Here is a 17,768-nt window from a genome sequence, read left to right as displayed (position 1 = left end):
CTTACCTTATCGGTTCGTGAACGGTCACCAGCTTGGTGCCATCGGGAAATGTGGCTTCCACCTGCACATCATGGATCATTTCGGCAATGCCCTCCATCACCTGATCGCGGGTGATGACATGGGCACCAGCCTCCATCAACTCCGACACAGCCCGGCCATCGCGCGCACCTTCGACCACAAAATCCGAAATCAGTGCAATGGCTTCGGGGTAGTTGAGCTTGACGCCGCGCTCCAGTCTGCGCCGCGCCACCATGGCAGCCATGGAAATCAGCAGCTTGTCTTTTTCTCTTGGCGACAGATTCATGCGTGGTCCCCAACAAATCCTGTGTTTAAAATCGCGTGGTTACAGAGTCCAGACTTTCGGCACAGACGCGCCCGCGCGCAAGGCCGAAATGACCGGGATAAGCAATTTTCTTAAACGAAATCCGTCGCTGCTCATAAAACGGGCAATCAGCTTGTCATTCCATAGGCTTGTGCCTGCTAAACCCTGCCCGTTCTGGGCATCCATCACGCTGCGCACGGTTGCCAGATGCGATTCCGCTTTTGACCCGACATAGAGCAGCGTGGCAAAGGCCACATGGCCATCAAGCACCGCTTTTTCAGCAGAGATGTCCTGCACTGGGCCCGACAGTGCCAGCTCTTCGGCATGAATGAGCTTGCCCGCGCGGCGAATGCGCCAGCGGTCACGCACCATGCCGGAATTCACGCTTTCGCCCATGGCTTTGCGGCCCAGCAAGATCGCCTCAACCGCCAGAAATTCAGATGTTTCATGCAGATCCACCTCCAGCTTGCGGCTCAAGGATGCCTGATCAAACAAAATCGATTCCTGCGGCAGCCAATGCACCACCGCATCAGCGCCAACCTCAATGTGGGTTGTCACCTCTGCCGTATCGCTGGATGCCTTGTAGATTTTCTCGCAAGCTTGGGTGGTCAAGGTCAGATGCGAGCCTGCAGAGGCCCCAAATGCCCAGCTTAAGCGGTCACCGCCGGTCAGGCCACCTGATGAATTGATCAACACCGCTTCCATACGGCCATCAAAACTCTGAGGCATGCGGATCTTGGCGCAGCCTTCCTGGAAAAAAGTGGCAAGCCGCGTTTTTCCATCCAGCATCTTGGTTTCAAGCCGCCCGCGCCCAAAGGCACGTTGCGGCCTGCTGCTTATGGCTGATTGCACGCTGGCTCCTTCATATCAGCGCGAGAGGCGCGCGCCCATGGCAAGCGAATCCGTATCGTCCACGGCTTTGGTGTTGGTTTTCAACACCGCCGCACAGGCGGCGCTGGCCACACCGGCACCGTTTTTTGCACCATCGGCGCAAATATCCTTGGCTCCCACCTTGGCCATCAAATCGCCACCGCGTGCGTTAAAAAAGGCCCACATCCGCTTTGCCGCATACATCGGCTCTGTCGCTTTCTCGACCGGGCCTTTGCCACCAATAGAGGCCAGAGAAAATCCGACCGTGCGGTCTGGCCAATCATGCGTTTGCCCGGCAATGGTATAGGACACAATTTTTGCACCACCCTTGCAGCGCTCATAGGTCGCCGACGAAATTTTTGCACCCTTAACGATGGATTCCGAGCCTTCACATCCATCCAGCTCGGCCCAACGGTTCAGCGCCGTCTGGCCACTATATTGCCAATAAGGCTTGCCACCGCCAATGTAGGGGTTGGTGTTATCTTTCAATCCCCAAAAAGCAATGATCGACACGGGCTGTGCAGGATGGCAGCTCTGCGGATCAGGCAACCATTTTCCTTTTGCCTGCCCCTGCTGCACCTGCTTTGGATAGCCCGCCCGAAGGCTCATAACAAAACCGGCTGCCGAAAAATCGCGATTGCCGTTGCAAATATATTGCGACAGCATGCGCCCGCCGCCCGAATAGCCGGAGGCATAAAGCCGGGTCTCATCCACACAGAAATTGGCTTTGACCTGCGAAACGGCCTCGCTGAGATATTCCGCATCATCCGGGCCATCGCCGGGGGTGACACCGGGTACATTCCAGGCATGCGTGTCCGGCAGCTTACCCGTTAGTCCACCCTCAGGGGCCACAACGAGAAAGCCGTTTTCGCGGGCAACATCAGGCCAGCCGCTGCGCTCCATCTGCGCTTTGGGAAAACTGTTGGAACCGTGCAGATCAAACACCACCGGCACCTTGCTTTTGGCAGTATAGCTTGCCGGTACAAACACAAATACCCTCCGCTTCAAGCCATCGGACTCAAACGAAAGCTCCTGCACCCCGGCCCGCACGGTCAGGCCGCAGCCGGAAGCCGCCATGGCGGGACCGACAAGACCAGTCAGGCACACAAACAACACCCCACATGCACTCAATACCGAAGCGGGTGCCAAACCCGGTACAAAACCCGCGCGCCGCAGGCCCAAAACGCCATTCCGTGTCATCCAGTTTTCCCTAATTGCCGCGCGGGGAAATTATCACATAGAATTGCAGCTTCAAGAGAAACCTCAAATACATCCTTAAACAGTCAAATGCCGCCGGGCCTCAGGCGTATCAAGGGTTTCAGCCGCCCCTTGATGCACAATTTCTCCGCGATCCATGATATAAACATGGTCTGCCAGCTCACGACAAAAATCCAGATATTGCTCCACCAGCAAAATCGCCATGCCGGTGGAATCGCGCAAATAGCGAATAGCCCGGCCAATATCCTTGATGATCGATGGCTGAATGCCCTCTGTTGGCTCATCCAGCACCAGAATTTTCGGCCGTGTCACCATGGCCCGGCCAATGGCCAATTGCTGCTGCTGGCCGCCCGACAAATCGCCGCCGCGCCGCGCCAACATGCTCTCCAGCACCGGAAACAGGCTGAAAATGTCATCGGGAATGGTGCGGTCCTTGCGCTTTAGCGGTGCAAAGCCGGTTTCCAGATTTTCCTTCACGGACAGCAGCGGAAAAATCTCGCGCCCTTGCGGCACATAGCCAACGCCTTGTCGGGCGCGGTTAAAAGGGGCCATGCCGTTGAGGCTCTTGCCATCAAAACTCACCGTGCCGCCCGATACCGGATGCTGGCCGGTGATGGCCCGCAGCAGCGAGCTTTTGCCCACGCCGTTTCGACCCAAAACGCAGGTGATTTTGCCCATGGGGGCATTCAAGCTGACCGAGCGCAAGGCTTGCGCGGCACCGTAATGAAGATTGACGTTTTCAACTGTCAGCATATCACCGCCCCAGATAATTCTCGATCACGCGCTGATCGTTGGAGACAAAATCAATCGAGCCTTCGGCCAACACCGAACCTTCAGCCAGACAGGTCACTTTCACGCCCAGATCGCGGATAAAACCCATATCGTGCTCGACCACCACGACTGATCGGGTCTTGGCAATTTCACGCAGGAGAATGGCGGTTTCCGCCGTTTCTGCATCGGTCATGCCCGCCACCGGCTCATCCACCAGCAGCAGTTTTGGCTCCTGCGCCAGCAACATACCGATTTCCAGCCATTGCTTTTGGCCGTGGCTGAGATTGGCGGCGAGATCATTCTTGCGGTGGGTCAGGCGAACAGTTTCGAGAATATTGTCGATCCGCTCGCGATCTTGTGCACTCATGCGGTAAAACAGCGTAGAAAACACCCCGCGCGGCTTGTTCAGCGCCAGTTCGAGATTGTCCCACACGGTGTGGCTCTCAAACACTGTGGGTTTTTGGAATTTGCGGCCAATGCCGAGTTGGGCAATTTCGGCCTCATCGCGCTTGGTCAAGTCAACCTTGCCGCCATCAAAAAACACTTCGCCGCTATCGGGCCGGGTTTTGCCGGTGATGATGTCCATCATCGTAGTTTTGCCTGCCCCGTTGGGACCGATGATGGCGCGAAGCTCGCCGGGCTCCACCACGAAGGACAGCGAATTCAGTGCCTTGAAGCCATCAAATGAAACGCAGACGCCATCGAGATACAAAAGGCTGCTGGTGGTTTTATCGCTCATGGCTTCACCTCTGCGGTTTTATGGGCAATCTCGGCTTCTGCCGCATCCCGATATTCCTTACGACGGCCCCAGAGTTGGGCAACCGTGCCAACAATGCCCTTGGGCAAAAACAGCGTGACCAGTACAAACAAACCGCCCAGTGCAAACAGCCAGGCATTGGGGAACAGGCCGGTGAAGATGGTTTTGCCACCATTGACAAGGATGGCACCGATAATCGGGCCAATCAGCGTTGCGCGGCCACCCACGGCTGTCCAGATCACCACTTCGATAGAATTGGCAGGGGCAAATTCGCCGGGGTTGATAATGCCGATCTGCGGCACATAGAGCGCGCCGGCAACGCCAGCCATCATAGCCGACACCACGAAGGTGAAGAGCTTCATATGCTCGACCCGATAGCCCAGAAAGCGGGTGCGGCTTTCGGCATCGCGGATGCCCACCAGCACCTTGCCATATTTGGAACGGACGATGGCGGAGGCCAGCATGAGAGAGAGCGCAAGGGTCACAGCGGTGATGGCAAACAGGGCGGCGCGAGTGCCATCGGCCTGAATGTTAAAGCCAAGAATGTCTTTGAAATCCGTCAGACCATTGTTGCCACCAAAGCCCATATCGTTGCGGAAAAAGGCCAGCAGCAGCGCATAGGTCATGGCCTGCGTGATAATCGACAGATAGACGCCATTGACGCGGGAGCGGAAGGCAAACCAGCCAAACACAAAGGCCAGCAGGCCGGGTGCTACAAACACCATCAAGGCCGCAAACCAGAACATATCAAAGCCGTGCCAGAACCATGGCAGGGTTTTCCAGTTCAAAAACACCATGAAATCGGGCAGGATTGGGTCGCCATAGACCCCACGCGGGCCAATCTGGCGCATCAGATACATGCCCATGGCATAGCCGCCGAGCGCAAAAAACGCGCCATGGCCCAACGAGAGAATGCCGCAAAAGCCCCAGACCAGATCCAGCGCCAAGGCCAGCATGGCATAGGTGAGATATTTGCCAAACAGCGCCACCAGATAGGTGGGCACATGCAGGGCGCTTCCTTCCGGCACCGCCAGGCTGAGAACCGGTACGATGATGGCCAGCACCAACAGCAGGCCAATGGCAATCAAGATTTTACGATCCAGCGAGCGCAACAAAAACGAGGTGATCATGCCTCCACCGCCCTTCCCTTGAGTGCGAAGAGACCGCGCGGCCGCTTCTGGATAAACAGGATGATGAGAACAAGCACGAGGATTTTGCCAAGCACGGCACCGGCGTAAGGCTCGAGGAACTTGTTGAGAATCCCTAACGAAAACGCCCCCACCAATGTACCCCAGAGATTACCAACGCCGCCAAACACCACGACCATGAAACTGTCGATAATGTAGCTTTGGCCAAGGTTGGGTGACACATTATCAATCTGCGAAAGCGCCACGCCCGCCATGCCGGCAATGCCGGAGCCGAGCGCGAAGGTGAACGCATCGACCCAAGGGGTGCGAATGCCCATGGAAGACGCCATGCGGCGATTTTGGGTCACGGCCCGCATTTGCAAGCCAAAGGCCGAGCGCTTCAACAACATCAAAAGCGCGAAAAATACGGCCAGCGAAAAGGCCAGAATCCACAACCGGTTCCAGGTGATGGTCAAGCCCCCCAGAGCAAAGGAGCCGGACATCCACACAGGGTTGGAAACCTCCTGATTGGTGGGGCCGAAGATAGAGCGCACCAATTGTTGCAGCATCAAGGAGATGCCCCATGTGGCCAGCAGGGTTTCCAGCGGGCGACCATAGAGAAAGCGGATCACAAGCCGCTCGATCACCAGACCAAAGCCAGCCGTGACGATAAAGGCCACCGGCAGCGTAAAGGCCAAGGACCATTCAAACAGGCCCGGCGCGTGCGCCCGGATCACCTGCTGCACCACAAAGGTGGAGTAAGCCCCCAGCATGACCATTTCGCCATGCGCCATGTTGATAATGCCCATGACGCCGAAGGTGATGGCCAGACCAATGGCGGCCAGCAGCAAAACAGAGCCAAGCGAAATGCCATAGGTGATATTCTGGGCCGAGTTCCAAAGTGCTGCTTCATGTGTGAGCGAGGCAATGGCGGCATCAATATCGCCCTTCAAGGCTGGATCGGCGGTTTGGGCCGCATTGCCCAGAATGGAAAGAGCATCTTGCCCGCCAAGACCACGAATGACCTTGATGGCAGCACGTTTTTCATCAATCGGGCGGCTGGAGGTGAGAAGCGACACAGCTTGTGCCTGCACCAGAAGCTTTTTGACCTCGCCATCCTTTTCCTTGGCAAGAGCCGTGTCCAGCAATTCCAGATTCTCTTCGCTCGGAGCCTTCAGCAATGCATCGGCAGCGCTGAGCCGCACAGCACGATCGGGGCTGAGAAGGGTCAAACCACCCTGGGCAGAGCGAATGGCACGGCGCAAACTGTTATTGATCCTGATCTTCACCATTGCCGCCTTGGCTTCCTGCCCGGCGTCTGCGCCGGTGATGGGATCAATCAGGGCCAGCTTGCCACCTGCGGATTTGGTGATGAACACGGCACCGTCTGCTTTGCGGGCATAAAGATCACCGCCGCTCAGGGCTTCAAGGGCTGGCACCAGCTTGATATTGCCGGTCTTGCCCAAAGCATCGATGATTTTTTCGGCTTGTGCGAAGTCGGCTGTGCCAAGGGCCTTGATCAGGCTTACTGGGTCATCATCGGCACGGGCCACCGAAAGGCCAAAAGCCAGCATCAGCAAAAGCCCGGCAGCCAGCACAGAGGACAGATGGTTCAAACAGGATCGCAATGTTTCGGCCCTCTCAAGATGAATCCCTACTGGAAAGGGAAAAAAGCTGCGGATGCCGAGGCACCCGCAGTCAGTTACAGGCTGGGGATATTACGAGCCTTTACCGCCGCACTTGCCGGTCTTGACGTTGAAGTTGCCGCAGTTCATCGGCATGCGCCAATCGGCAATCAGATCCTTGCTATCTGGCAGGAAGTCAGACCATTCGTCGCCGACCACTTCTGGTGTCTGGGATACGATGTCGAACTGGCCATTTTCCTGCACTTCGCCAATCAGCACCGGCTTGGTGATGTAATGGCTTGGCATCATGGTGGCATAGCCGCCGGTCAGGTTGGGCACGGAGACGCCCACCAGCGCATCAATCACCTTGTCTGGCTCAGCTGTGCCTGCCTTTTCAACCGCCTTCACCCACATGTTGAAGCCAATATAGGCGGCTTCCATCGGGTCATTGGTCACGCGCTTGTCGTTCTTGGTAAAGGCGTGCCAGGTCTTGATGAATTCGGCATTGATCGGGGTGTCAACGGATTCAAAATAGTTCCACGCAGCCAGATGGCCCACCAGCGGCTTGGTGTCGATACCGGCCAGTTCTTCTTCACCAACCGAGAAGGCCATGACCGGAATGTCTTCGGCCTTGACGCCCTGATTGCCCAGTTCCTTGTAGAAGGGCACGTTGGCATCGCCGTTAACCGTCGAGATCACCGCAGTTTTCTTGCCAGCGCCGCCGAATTTCTTGATAGCGGCCACTTCGGTCTGCCAGTCGGAGAAGCCGAACGGCGTGTAATTCACCTTGATGTCTTCAGCCTTGACGCCCTTGGACTTGAGATAAGCTTCCAGAATCTTGTTGGTGGTGCGTGGGTAAACATAGTCTGTGCCTTCCAGCACCCAACGCTCCACGCCTTCATTTTTCATCAGATAATCAACAGCGGGAATGGCCTGTTGGTTAGGCGCGGCACCCGTGTAGAACACGTTGCGTTCGCTTTCTTCGCCCTCAAACTGCACGGGGTAGAACAGAACCGAATCCAGTTCCTTGAACACTGGCAGAACCGATTTACGCGACACCGATGTCCAGCAACCGAAAACGGCAGACACCTTGTCCTTGGAAATCAGTTCGCGGGCCTTTTCGGCAAACAGCGGCCAGTTGGAGGCCGGATCGACCACAACTGGCTCCAGCTTCTTGCCCAAAACGCCGCCCTTCTTGTTCTGCTCGTCAATGAGCATCAACATGGCATCCTTCAGCGTCGTTTCCGAAATCGCCATGGTGCCAGAGAGAGAATGCAAAATACCAACCTTGATGGTGTCATCTGCTGCAAAGGCACCGTGGAAGGCGGTGCTGGACAGCATGGCACCAAGAAGGACACCCTTCAGCTGTGCTTTGAAATTCATTTGATTTCCCCTCATTTTGAGTGTGCAACTTATTGAATTGCAGGTCTCTGCGTTGCTGAGGGGCAGTATCGGATGCAGTGCAGCAAAAACGTATACGTCGAATGACGTAGGCGCCGGGGCAGATAAGCCGTACCGGCCACAAAAGCGCTTGACCAACGAAACCATTCGCCCATATGTTCTCTTTATGTTCATGTTTTGGGGAGTGGGAGCAATGGACGCACTTGAAGAATTTATTTTAGAGGCGAAGTCGCACTGTTACATAGGGCGTGGACCCAAAAATCGACAATCGTGCCGTCCTGGCAGCCATGATCTCAGCTTCCAGAAGGCCAATTTTTCCTATCTCGACAGTTATTTTGGCGGAACGGATTTTATGGGCCAGGAAACGGTGTGGCGCGATGAAATCCCGGTCTGGGGCATGAACTATTACGGAAAAATCCTCAAGGATGATCTTTTGACAGCCGAGATGGCCGGTCGGATCATCACCACCTCCCTGCAAGCGCTCTATCAACAGGGCCGGTTTTTAGGTGGATTCCAGCAAGAAGTTGAGGGTTTTCACTACAGTGATCATTCCGAGGGCAGTTACCAGCGCTTTACAGGAGTTGAAACCATCCGCCTCAACACGACGCTTCTCTATCAGTTTGATTATCATGGCGGTATGATCCGGCCTTGAGATAAAGCCCAAGATAGCACGCACAAGCGCACATTGCGCTTGTGCGATTTATCATGCTATTAGAACACGCTGATCTGAGGGAGAAAGAAATTTACATGGCCGTATCCCATCGGCGACACATGCTGAGGCGAGGCACGGCACAGAAACACGAAGCGTTAGACGCCACAATTGGTGCGTTTTCGTCTCTCCAAGCGTATCGATCCTATGTGTTGGGCAGTGCCAGGTTTCGTTTGCCCCTGGAAAAAACCATTAAAAGCCGGGCACCTGTTGGATTGTTCCATGGGTGGCACCCCTCGATGATTAGCAACGCCATTCGTGCCGACTTATCGGCTCTTGGTTTGCACGCGGATGCAGCTGAGGAAACGACCGAGATTGCCACTCCGCAGCCGGAGCAAATCGAAGATTGGCTTGGCTTGTTTTATGTGCTGGAAGGTTCCTCTCTGGGTGCAAAGCTTCTGGTCAAACGCGCGGCCAGCCTCAACATCACTGAAAGCAACGGCGCTTCCCATCTGGCAGTTCAGGCTGGAAATGCGGCCAATTGGAGCGCATTTTTAGGCGTTCTGGAAGCAATGCAACACCTGAATGAGGCCCGGATGATCCATTGGGCCAATGAAACTTTCTCGTTCGCGCATCAAGCGTTTGAAACCGTGATGGAAAACAATCTTGCAGACCACTGACCTGACCAATTGCGATCGTGAACCCATCCACATTCCCGGCAGCATCCAGCCACACGGCTGCCTTTTGGCTTGTGACGCGCAGGTCACGCGGGTGCTGCGCTTTTCCGCCAATACGGCGGAATTTCTGGGCGTGGCAGGCGAGATCAATAATCTTGCCATTGAAGATTTATTGGGCGACGACATCACCCATGACCTGCGCAATGCACTGTCTACTGCAAGGGACGCCTCCCGGCCCGCAGTCTTGACCCATGTGCAATTGGGTGAAGGCCGCTATTTCGACATCTGCATTCATACCTATCGTGGCAATGCGATTATCGAGTTTGAACGCTCCGAAGGCATCAGCGAACCGCTCCAGCTTGCGCGCGAATTGATTGGCCGGATCAAAGGCATCAAGGACATTGACAGCCTGATCAAAACCTCGGCGCGGCTGATCCGCGGTGTTCTTGGCTATGATCGCGTCATGATTTATCGCTTTGACGCCGACGGCTCGGGCAAGGTTGTCAGTGAAGCCAAAAGAGCTGATCTGGAGAGTTTTCTGGGGCAATATTTTCCAGCAACGGACATTCCCCAGCAGGCTCGAAAACTCTACATGCAAAATCCCATTCGGGTGATTTCCGATGCGGGCGGCAGCCGGGTCGCACTTGTGCCGGAGCTGGATGCCTCAGGCGAACCGCTGGATATGTCCTTTGCCCATTTGCGCAGCGTATCACCCATCCATCTGGAATATCTGCGCAATATGGGCGTCGGTGCCTCCATGTCTATCTCGTTGATGATGAACGGAGAATTATGGGGGCTGATTGCCTGCCATCATTACAGCCCGAAAATCCTCAGCCTGTCGCAGCGGATTTCTTCAGAAATTTTTGGAGAGTTTCTCTCATTAGAGCTCTTGGCGCTCAAGCAAAACCTGAGGCTGGAACTGGCCAGCCAGACCCGGCGCTCGCTGGATCGCTTTTTGACATTGGCGTCCCACCACGCCAATGTGGATGAACTGTTCAGGGACAGCCTCGTCGATTTCCAACAATTGATTGAATGCGACGGCGTCGGTTTGTGGATGAACGGGCAATGGTCCTCCACCGGTGCCGCCCCGGCGCTTGCCGATGTCGAACCGCTGATGCATTTTTTGACCACCGTATCCGAAGGGCAAATCTGGGCCACTCACAACCTGTCCAGTGTGTTTCCGCCAGCTGAAGCCTATTATGAGGCTGTCTCGGGCGTTTTGGCGATCCCCTTCAGTCAAATTCCGCGGGATTATCTGGTGTTTTTCCGCAAAGAACGCTTGCAAACCCTCAATTGGGCCGGCAATCCGGAAAAATCCTATTCCACAGGGCCGCTTGGCGATCGGCTGACCCCGCGCAAGAGCTTTGCCATCTGGAAAGAAACGGTACACCGGCAATCCAACGCCTGGAGCGACATCCACCGCGAAATTGCTGCTGGCATTCGCTCAGTCACCGTGGAAACGGTGCTGCGCCACAATGAGATTATGGAGGATGAGCGCCAGAAGTCCGATATCCGCCAGCGCATTCTGAATGAAGAGCTCAACCACCGCGTCAAAAACATTCTGGCCGTCATCAAATCACTGGTGGGTGCACCAGCGCGCGCCGAACAGGGGCTAAATGGTTACGTTGCCACCCTTAAAGGACGTATTCAAGCCCTCGCCCACGCCCATGATCAGGTGATACGCGGCAGCGGCAGCGGGCAATTGCAAGATCTGCTCAAAGCCGAGCTTGGCCCCTATCACACCACCACCACGACGATCCATATGGATGGTCCCATGGTGATTCTGGATAGCCGTGCCTATGCTGTTGCTGCCCTTGTGATCCACGAACTCTGCACCAATGCCGCAAAATATGGTGCATTGTCGTGCCCAGGTGGCACATTGACTGTCCGCTGGCGCTGGACAGAGCAAGGCGATTGTACGCTCTCATGGCAGGAATCAGGGGGGCCGATCGTGCATCAGCCGCACCGCAGAGGCTTCGGCTCGGCTTTGATTGACCGCAGCATACCCTATGATCTTGGCGGCAAAAGCACCGTGCGATTTGATCCGGCAGGGCTGGTAGCAGAACTGATTTTGCCTGCCCAATTTCTAAGTGGCTTTCAGCGGCCCGACACAAAAGCGCACAGCAACCCATTGATAACGGATAAATCGACAATGCTGACCATCGACAAAAACCTGCCGATCCTTTTGGTGGAAGACCAGATGTTGATTGCGATGGACGCCGAGATGATGTTGAACGACGCAGGCTTCATCAATGTGCTGACGGCAGGCTCTGCACAAAATGCCCTGGCACAGCTGAAAAACACCAAACCGAATTTTGCGGTTCTCGACATCAATCTCGGCAATCATACCTCGATTGCGGTCGCAGAAGAGCTGCGTCGCCTTGGCATTCCATTCGTGTTTGCCACCGGCTATGCCGAAGGCTCCGTGGTGCCCGATAGCCTGAAAAACGTTCCCGTCGTCAACAAGCCCTATGAGAGTGATCGGTTGTTGGCGGCAATTACCAACCGGCTCAATGGCGAACCTTTGTAAGGGGCGAGCCTTTGTAAGGCAAAAGCACAAACAAAAGGCCAAAACCGATATTCGATTTTGGCCTTTTCACACATCATTTGGTTTTGGCAAAAATCAGCCCGCTTTGGGCTGATTTCTCAGTTTTTCGGCTTCCGCATAAAACTTCTTTTCCCACTCATTGTGGTTGTCGAGGCCTTCGCGGATAAATGGCGTGAAAATCGCCAGATGCATCAGCGCCCAATTGACCAGCCGTGCCGGAAACTTCAATGGCTTGGCAAAATCCACGAACAGCACCACGCGGGTTTTGTCGGTGTGGTTCCACGCTTCATGCTCGTAAGCATCATCAAAAATCAGCACTTTACCTTCTTGCCAATTGCAAATCTGATCTTTGACACGAATGGCAATCCGTTCGCTCTGCTCCGGCACAATCATGCCCAGATGCAGGCGCAGCACGCCATTATAGGGGCCGCGATGGGCGGGCAGATGCTTACCCGGCTCAAAAATCGAGAACATCACGGTGGTCAGGCCTGGAATATTCTGCATCGCCTTCCACGTTTCCGGGCAGGCATCGATATTTTGCTGCGACTTCAGACCAAAGCCCAAAAGGAAAAAGGTCTTCCAATGGTTATCGGTGGAAATGGTTTTCACATCGGTGGAAATATCCTGAAAGCTTGGCAGTTCTGCCTGGCGAACCAAAATCTTGTCCAGCTCGGCGCGAATGGCCGGATAGGCCTTTTCGACCTCGGCCACCCACGGAAACGTGGCATTGTCATACACCGGCGGATTGCCAAGCTTGGCATATTTGAAATTCAGGCGCTCCGCCCAGCCAACAATGGCCATAAAAAACCGCGTGATGCGGCTCGGGCGCTCCATCGGCGCGATGCCACTCGTGCCAAAACTTTGTTCGTGTTGAGCAGAGGCTGGGGACTGAGAGGCAGGCATATCCATCGAACGACACTTTCTTTCTAGAAAGACCAATCTGTTAACTGGGGCTTGGTTTTTCGTGTTTCAATCCCTGAAGCTGGTTTCAAAACCCAAAACACGACAAAAGCAATCTGGTATTTTGAATGGCCAGCAAAATGCGGATAAATTGCGACATACACTGTCACAATAGGAATACAAGGGTTGAAAACAACAGTCTTTTGCTGACCTTTCTCAGCCGGCACTTGCCAAACCGTCACAATCCATTGAAACTAAAGCATGTCGCGTTTCATTGCCCACAATGAAACGATGACGTCGCTGCGGAAAAAACAAGGATAATGCGCGGCTCAGGCTCATTCTTAAAAACGCACCGCGCATTTAAGCCGTAACCCATATAAGGTCGTAGAATTTCGCATGGCCGCACGCCAACGCATCATTCCCGTTCGTCGCCAATATAACCGCTGGGTGGCAGACCAGACGCTGGAAGATTATGCCCTGCGGTTTACGGCCAAAAGTGCGCGCCGCTTTTCCTCCAGCCGCATTTCGCAAACCGCCATCGGGGCCATTTCCTTTCTGGCGCTGGAGGCGATTGGCGGCACAATTACGCTGTCTTACGGCACCACCAATGCGTTTTTTGCCATTCTGGTGGCAGCCCTCCTCATGCTGCTGGTGGGCCTGCCGATTAGCCGTTTTGCCATCCGCGAAGGGGTGGATATTGATCTTCTCACCCGTGGTGCTGGCTTTGGCTATATCGGCTCCACCATCACCTCGCTGATCTATGCCAGCTTTACCTTCATGCTGTTTGCCATTGAGGCATCGATCATGACAGGCGCGCTGGATCTGGCCTTTGGCATTCCGCCCAGCATTGGGTATATCATTTCCGCAGTGGTGGTCATTCCGCTGGTGACCTACGGCATCCAGTTGATTTCGCGCTTTCAATTGCTGACCCAGCCGATCTGGATCATTCTCAACATCGCACCCTTCGTGTTCATTGCCTTTCAGGATTGGAGCAAGTTTGATCTCTGGCAGGCCTTTGCCGGGATCAGCCATTCCAACGCCGGTCTTGAGCCCACCTCACCCTTTCGCCTCGCCGATTTTGGGGCAGCCTCTGCCGTTATTCTGGCACTGATGCCGCAGATTGGCGAACAGGTCGACTTTCTGCGCTTCCTGCCGCCCGAAGGCGGGCGCAAATTACGGCATCGGTTTATGGTGTTTCTGGCCGGTGCTGGCTGGGTGGTGGTGGGCGTGCCAAAGCTGCTGGCTGGTTCATTTTTGGCCGTTCTGACACTGTCCAACGGTGTTTCTCTGCAAAATGCCGCTGATCCGGCCCATATGTATCTCACCGCCTTTGGCTATATTGCCCCCAACCACACCATTGCGCTGTTGCTGATGGTGGCGTTTGTGGTGGTGTCACAGCTTAAAATCAATGTGATGAACGCCTATGCGGGTTCGCTGGCGTGGTCCAACTTCTTCTCGCGCCTCACCCACAGCCATCCGGGCCGGGTGGTGTGGCTGGTGTTTAATGTCGGCATTGCGCTTTTGTTGATGGAGCTTGGCATCTATCGGCTGCTGGAGGCAACCCTTGGCATTTTCTCCATCATCGCCATGGCGTGGCTTTGTACCATTTCCGCCGATCTGTTTATCAACAAGCGTTTGGGGCTGGCACCAAAGGGCATCGAGTTCAAACGCGCCCATTTGTATGACATCAACCCAGTGGGCTGCGGCACACTGCTGATTTCGGCCAGCATTGCACTGGCGGCCCACTTTGGCCTGTTTGGACAACTTTTGGCCTCGCTCTCCACCTTTATTACTCTGCTGGCCTTTGTGATTTCGCCGCTTCTGGCATGGTCCACCAAGGGCAAATATTATCTGGCCCGCAAGCCGCGCCAGAGCTGGAAAAGCCTCAGCCACATCACCTGCTCCATCTGCGAACACCCGTTTGAGCCGGAGGATATGGCGTGGTGCCCCGCCTATGCCGCGCCCATCTGTTCGCTCTGTTGCTCGCTGGATAGCCGCTGCCATGATATGTGCAAGCCAAAGGCGCGGCTGAACACCCAAGTGGGCCTAGTTGCCCGCAAACTGCTGCCGGAAACGGTGATTGACCGGCTGATGACCCGCCTTGGCCGCTACGCGCTGACCAGCGTGGGGGCGATTTCGCTGATCGGTGCCATTCTGGCGCTGATTGCCCATCAAGTCTCCGCCGCCTCGCCGGAAACATCGCTGGTGGTCAATGGCACCATTCTGATCGTGTTTTTCGTCTTCTCCGTCATTGCTGGCATTGCCACATGGTTTTATGTGCTGGCGCATGACAGCCGCGTGGTGGCCGAAGAGGAATCTTACCGGCAAAACAGTCTGCTCCTGAAAGAAATCTCCGCCCACAAGAAAACCGATGCCGCCCTGCAAAGCGCCAAGGAAACCGCCGAAGCCGCCAACCGCGCCAAGAGCCGTTATGTGGTGGGCCTTTCCCACGAGCTACGCACGCCCCTCAACGCCGTGCTGGGCTATGCGCAATTGCTGGAGCAGGATGACACCATTCCCCTGCCCCGCCAGCCCGCCATCAAGGTCATACGCCGCTCGGCAGATCACCTCTCCGGTCTGATTGACGGCCTTCTGGATATTTCCAAAATCGAGGCTGGCCGGTTGCAGGTCATCTCCGCCGAGCTGAACATTCACGATTTTCTCGATCAGATTGTTGATATGATCCGCCCGCAGGCCGAGGCCAAAGGGCTAACCTTCACCCACACCCGCGCCAAAAATCTCTCCCAATATGTGCGGGCTGATGAGCGCCGTTTGCGGCAAATTCTGGTCAATCTGCTCTCCAACGCCATCAAATTCACAGATAGCGGTATCGTGCGCTTTGATGTGGATTACCGCAGCCAGGTGGCCAGTTTCACCATAACCGATACCGGACGCGGCATTGCGGAGAAGGATATTGAGCGCATTTTCGAGCCCTTCCAGCGTGGCGAGGCCGATAGCACCCGCCCGATGCCGGGATTGGGCCTTGGCCTGACCATCACCAAACTGCTCACCAACACCTTGGGCGGCGAAATCACCGTGCAAAGTCAGCGCGACACCGGCACCACCTTCCGGGTGCGCCTCATGCTCTCTGCCGTGGTGCGCCCCAGCACAGCGCCAGAGCCAGAGCGCAAAATCCACTCTTATGATGGCCCCCGCCGCACCCTTGTGGTGGTGGATGACAACGAGGACCACCGCGACCTGATGCGCGAGGCACTGGCCCCTTTGGGCTTCATCATCCTCACCGCCACTGGTGGACCAGACTGTTTGGCGCTGATTGAGGGCGTTCAACCCGATCTGTTTTTGGTGGATATTTCCATGCCGGGCATGAACGGCTGGCAATTGGTGGAAAAGCTGCGCGATGCAGGTCAGACGGCCCCGATCCTGATGCTGTCGGCCAACATCGGCGATGTTGCGGTGCGCGAACCCGGCTCCAGCGGCCACAACGACGCCATCCCCAAGCCGGTGGATGTGAAAATGCTGCGTGACAAGCTGGCCCGCCATCTTGGCCTGACCTGGCTCTACGCCGATGACCTGCCCAAAACCGTGGACGCGCCCAAGGCCAAAACGCCCATGATTTTGCCCGATGCAAGCGCCGTTGAAGATTTGCGGCAACTGGCGCAGATCGGCTATAAACGCGGTCTGGACAGCAAGCTGCAAGAGCTGGCAAACAACCCGGATTATCTGGTTTTTGTGGAAGAGCTGCGCACCTTTGTGCAAGGCTTTGATATGGCCGGATTACTGGCCCATCTGGATAAAATCGAGAAAGAGAAACCCCGTGGCTGACACCCCATCTCCTCGCGATCCATCTCCTCGTGATATTGTGCTTTTGGTGGATGACAGCCCGGAAACGCTGGGCTTTCTCACCGATGCTTTGGAGCAATCCGGCTTTTCGGTGCTGATTGCCACCTCTGGCAAAGCCGCCCTTGGCATTGTCGAGCGCATCAGCCCCGATTTGATCCTGCTGGATGCCATCATGCCCGGCATGGACGGCTTTGAAACCTGCCGCCAGATCAAGGCCAATCCATCGGTTGCTCAAGTGCCGGTGATTTTCATGACCGGCCTGACCGATACCGAACACGTCGTCCACGCGCTGGATTCCGGCGGTGTCGATTACCTCACCAAACCGATCAATATCGACGAGCTGCGCGCCCGCATCCGCGTGCATCTTAGCAACGCCCGCTCGGCCCAAAGTGCCCGCGTGGCCCTGGACGCCGCAGGCCGCCACTTGATTGCGCTTCGCGGCGATGGCAGCCTGCTGTGGTCCACCCCGCAAGCCAGCCGGTTGGTGAGCGATGCCACCGGGCGCGAAGACGGGCTCGAAACCGTAACCCGCGCCATCGCCGACACCATAAAATCCAGCAGGCCCTTAGCCCGCGACACCGCCTTTTCCATTCCGCAAGAGGATGCGGCAAGCCTCCAAATCACCTACCTCGGCTCCATGGGTGCCGACGAATTCCTCTTTCGCCTAACCCAAGCCAACACCCAGCGCGAGGACGAGCGCCTGCGCCAGGCCTTTGGCCTCACCCAGCGCGAATCCGAAGTTCTTCTCTGGATTGCCCGCGGCAAACCCAACCGCGACATCGGCGAAATCCTCGGCCTCGCCGCCCGCACCGTGAACAAGCACCTGGAACAGATCTATGTGAAGCTTGGTGTGGAGAATAGAGCTTCTGCGGCGGTGAAGGCGGCGGCAGTGCTTAGGGTGGAGTGAGGAATATTTGCGTCTGTGACATAATACCCCCTCTGCCCTGCCGGGCATCTCCCCCACAGGTGGGGAGATCAACAAGGAGCAGACTTCCCGCTTCACATCGAGCTTTCAACACGTCGGAACTCGCCACCGTCTCAGTTGAAATGAGCGACAACGCCTATCCAATCTCCCCACCTGTGGGGGAGATGGTCGGCAGAC

Annotated in this window: 14 protein-coding genes; 5 read left to right on the top strand and 9 right to left on the bottom strand. The window is 55.8% G+C overall.

Translation table 11 applies throughout. The features are described 5' to 3' along the window. Position 1 precedes the first annotated feature (1 nt). From BJF95_RS12275 to urtA, 8 genes are all read right to left on the bottom strand, one after another. Complete coding sequence (locus BJF95_RS12275) at positions 2-304, bottom strand: urease subunit gamma (RefSeq protein ID WP_070149744.1); 303 nt, start codon at positions 302-304, stop codon at positions 2-4. Positions 305-343: 39 nt separating this feature from the next. Next, the gene (locus BJF95_RS12270; protein WP_083638833.1) at positions 344-1,111 is read right to left on the bottom strand and encodes an urease accessory protein UreD; all 768 of its coding nucleotides are present in this window, start codon (positions 1,109-1,111) and stop codon (positions 344-346) included. A gap of 78 nt (positions 1,112-1,189) precedes the next feature. Further along, positions 1,190-2,392, bottom strand: coding sequence for a CE1 family esterase (locus BJF95_RS12265; RefSeq protein ID WP_075639742.1), 1,203 nt, complete (start codon positions 2,390-2,392; stop codon positions 1,190-1,192). 75 nt (positions 2,393-2,467) lie between these two features. Then, positions 2,468-3,163 carry an urea ABC transporter ATP-binding subunit UrtE gene (gene urtE, locus BJF95_RS12260; protein WP_075639741.1) on the bottom strand — a complete coding sequence of 232 codons (696 nt, stop codon included), beginning with the start codon at positions 3,161-3,163 and terminating at the stop codon, positions 2,468-2,470. A 1-nt stretch (position 3,164) separates the two neighbouring features. Then, complete coding sequence (urtD, locus tag BJF95_RS12255; RefSeq protein ID WP_075639740.1) at positions 3,165-3,920, bottom strand: urea ABC transporter ATP-binding protein UrtD; 756 nt, start codon at positions 3,918-3,920, stop codon at positions 3,165-3,167. Continuing rightward, on the bottom strand, positions 3,917-5,068 hold the full coding sequence (urtC, locus tag BJF95_RS12250) for an urea ABC transporter permease subunit UrtC (protein ID WP_075639739.1): 1,152 nt from the start codon (positions 5,066-5,068) through the stop codon (positions 3,917-3,919). The genes urtD and urtC overlap by 4 nt, the downstream gene beginning before the upstream one ends. Further along, the gene (gene urtB / locus BJF95_RS12245) at positions 5,065-6,639 is read right to left on the bottom strand and encodes an urea ABC transporter permease subunit UrtB (protein ID WP_075640309.1); all 1,575 of its coding nucleotides are present in this window, start codon (positions 6,637-6,639) and stop codon (positions 5,065-5,067) included. The genes urtC and urtB overlap by 4 nt, the downstream gene beginning before the upstream one ends. Positions 6,640-6,783: 144 nt before the next feature. Next, complete coding sequence (gene urtA / locus BJF95_RS12240) at positions 6,784-8,031, bottom strand: urea ABC transporter substrate-binding protein (protein WP_425348697.1); 1,248 nt, start codon at positions 8,029-8,031, stop codon at positions 6,784-6,786. Between the two features lie 190 nt (positions 8,032-8,221). Between urtA and BJF95_RS12235 the strand changes: the two genes are divergently transcribed. The 3 genes from BJF95_RS12235 to BJF95_RS12225 are packed head-to-tail and all read left to right on the top strand — an operon-like array spanning position 8,222 to position 11,947. Next, on the top strand, positions 8,222-8,743 hold the full coding sequence (locus BJF95_RS12235; RefSeq protein ID WP_342587945.1) for a DUF5680 domain-containing protein: 522 nt from the start codon (positions 8,222-8,224) through the stop codon (positions 8,741-8,743). 41 nt (positions 8,744-8,784) lie between these two features. Next, positions 8,785-9,420 carry a biliverdin-producing heme oxygenase gene (locus BJF95_RS12230; RefSeq protein WP_139317479.1) on the top strand — a complete coding sequence of 212 codons (636 nt, stop codon included), beginning with the start codon at positions 8,785-8,787 and terminating at the stop codon, positions 9,418-9,420. Next, positions 9,407-11,947 (top strand): HWE histidine kinase domain-containing protein, encoded by a 2,541-nt coding sequence (locus BJF95_RS12225; protein ID WP_245297308.1) that lies wholly within the window; start codon positions 9,407-9,409, stop codon positions 11,945-11,947. Before BJF95_RS12230 ends, BJF95_RS12225 begins: the two co-directional genes overlap by 14 nt. 93 nt (positions 11,948-12,040) lie before the next feature. On the opposite strand, the gene olsC is transcribed toward BJF95_RS12225, so the two are convergent. Continuing rightward, complete coding sequence (gene olsC, locus BJF95_RS12220; protein ID WP_075639735.1) at positions 12,041-12,874, bottom strand: ornithine lipid ester-linked acyl 2-hydroxylase OlsC; 834 nt, start codon at positions 12,872-12,874, stop codon at positions 12,041-12,043. A 387-nt stretch (positions 12,875-13,261) separates the two neighbouring features. Between olsC and BJF95_RS12210 the strand changes: the two genes are divergently transcribed. Both BJF95_RS12210 and BJF95_RS12205 read left to right on the top strand, forming a co-directional pair. Next, positions 13,262-16,648, top strand: coding sequence for a hybrid sensor histidine kinase/response regulator (locus tag BJF95_RS12210; RefSeq protein WP_075639733.1), 3,387 nt, complete (start codon positions 13,262-13,264; stop codon positions 16,646-16,648). Continuing rightward, positions 16,641-17,573 carry a response regulator gene (locus BJF95_RS12205; protein ID WP_075639732.1) on the top strand — a complete coding sequence of 311 codons (933 nt, stop codon included), beginning with the start codon at positions 16,641-16,643 and terminating at the stop codon, positions 17,571-17,573. The genes BJF95_RS12210 and BJF95_RS12205 overlap by 8 nt, the downstream gene beginning before the upstream one ends. Positions 17,574-17,768 lie beyond the last annotated feature (195 nt).

It is taken from the genome of Rhizobium oryziradicis (assembly GCF_001939045.1).
In the GTDB taxonomy this organism is placed as follows: domain Bacteria; phylum Pseudomonadota; class Alphaproteobacteria; order Rhizobiales; family Rhizobiaceae; genus Allorhizobium; species Allorhizobium oryziradicis.
The sequence above is the reverse complement of the archived record's forward strand: the minus strand, read 5'-3'. Positions and strand labels throughout refer to the sequence as shown.

What these genes read in the sequence shown, in the direction of transcription:
- BJF95_RS12275 (WP_070149744.1), bottom strand. Translation starts at nt 304, where the DNA reads ATGAATCTGTCGCCAAGAGAAAAAGACAAGCTGCTGATTTCCATGGCT.
- BJF95_RS12270 (WP_083638833.1), bottom strand. Translation starts at nt 1,111, where the DNA reads ATGCTGGATGGAAAAACGCGGCTTGCCACTTTTTTCCAGGAAGGCTGC.
- BJF95_RS12265 (WP_075639742.1), bottom strand. Translation starts at nt 2,392, where the DNA reads ATGACACGGAATGGCGTTTTGGGCCTGCGGCGCGCGGGTTTTGTACCG.
- urtE (WP_075639741.1), bottom strand. Translation starts at nt 3,163, where the DNA reads ATGCTGACAGTTGAAAACGTCAATCTTCATTACGGTGCCGCGCAAGCC.
- urtD (WP_075639740.1), bottom strand. Translation starts at nt 3,920, where the DNA reads ATGAGCGATAAAACCACCAGCAGCCTTTTGTATCTCGATGGCGTCTGC.
- urtC (WP_075639739.1), bottom strand. Translation starts at nt 5,068, where the DNA reads ATGATCACCTCGTTTTTGTTGCGCTCGCTGGATCGTAAAATCTTGATT.
- urtB (WP_075640309.1), bottom strand. Translation starts at nt 6,639, where the DNA reads ATGCTGGCTTTTGGCCTTTCGGTGGCCCGTGCCGATGATGACCCAGTA.
- urtA (WP_425348697.1), bottom strand. Translation starts at nt 8,031, where the DNA reads ATGCTGTCCAGCACCGCCTTCCACGGTGCCTTTGCAGCAGATGACACC.
- olsC (WP_075639735.1), bottom strand. Translation starts at nt 12,874, where the DNA reads ATGGATATGCCTGCCTCTCAGTCCCCAGCCTCTGCTCAACACGAACAA.
- BJF95_RS12210 (WP_075639733.1), top strand. Translation starts at nt 13,262, where the DNA reads ATGGCCGCACGCCAACGCATCATTCCCGTTCGTCGCCAATATAACCGC.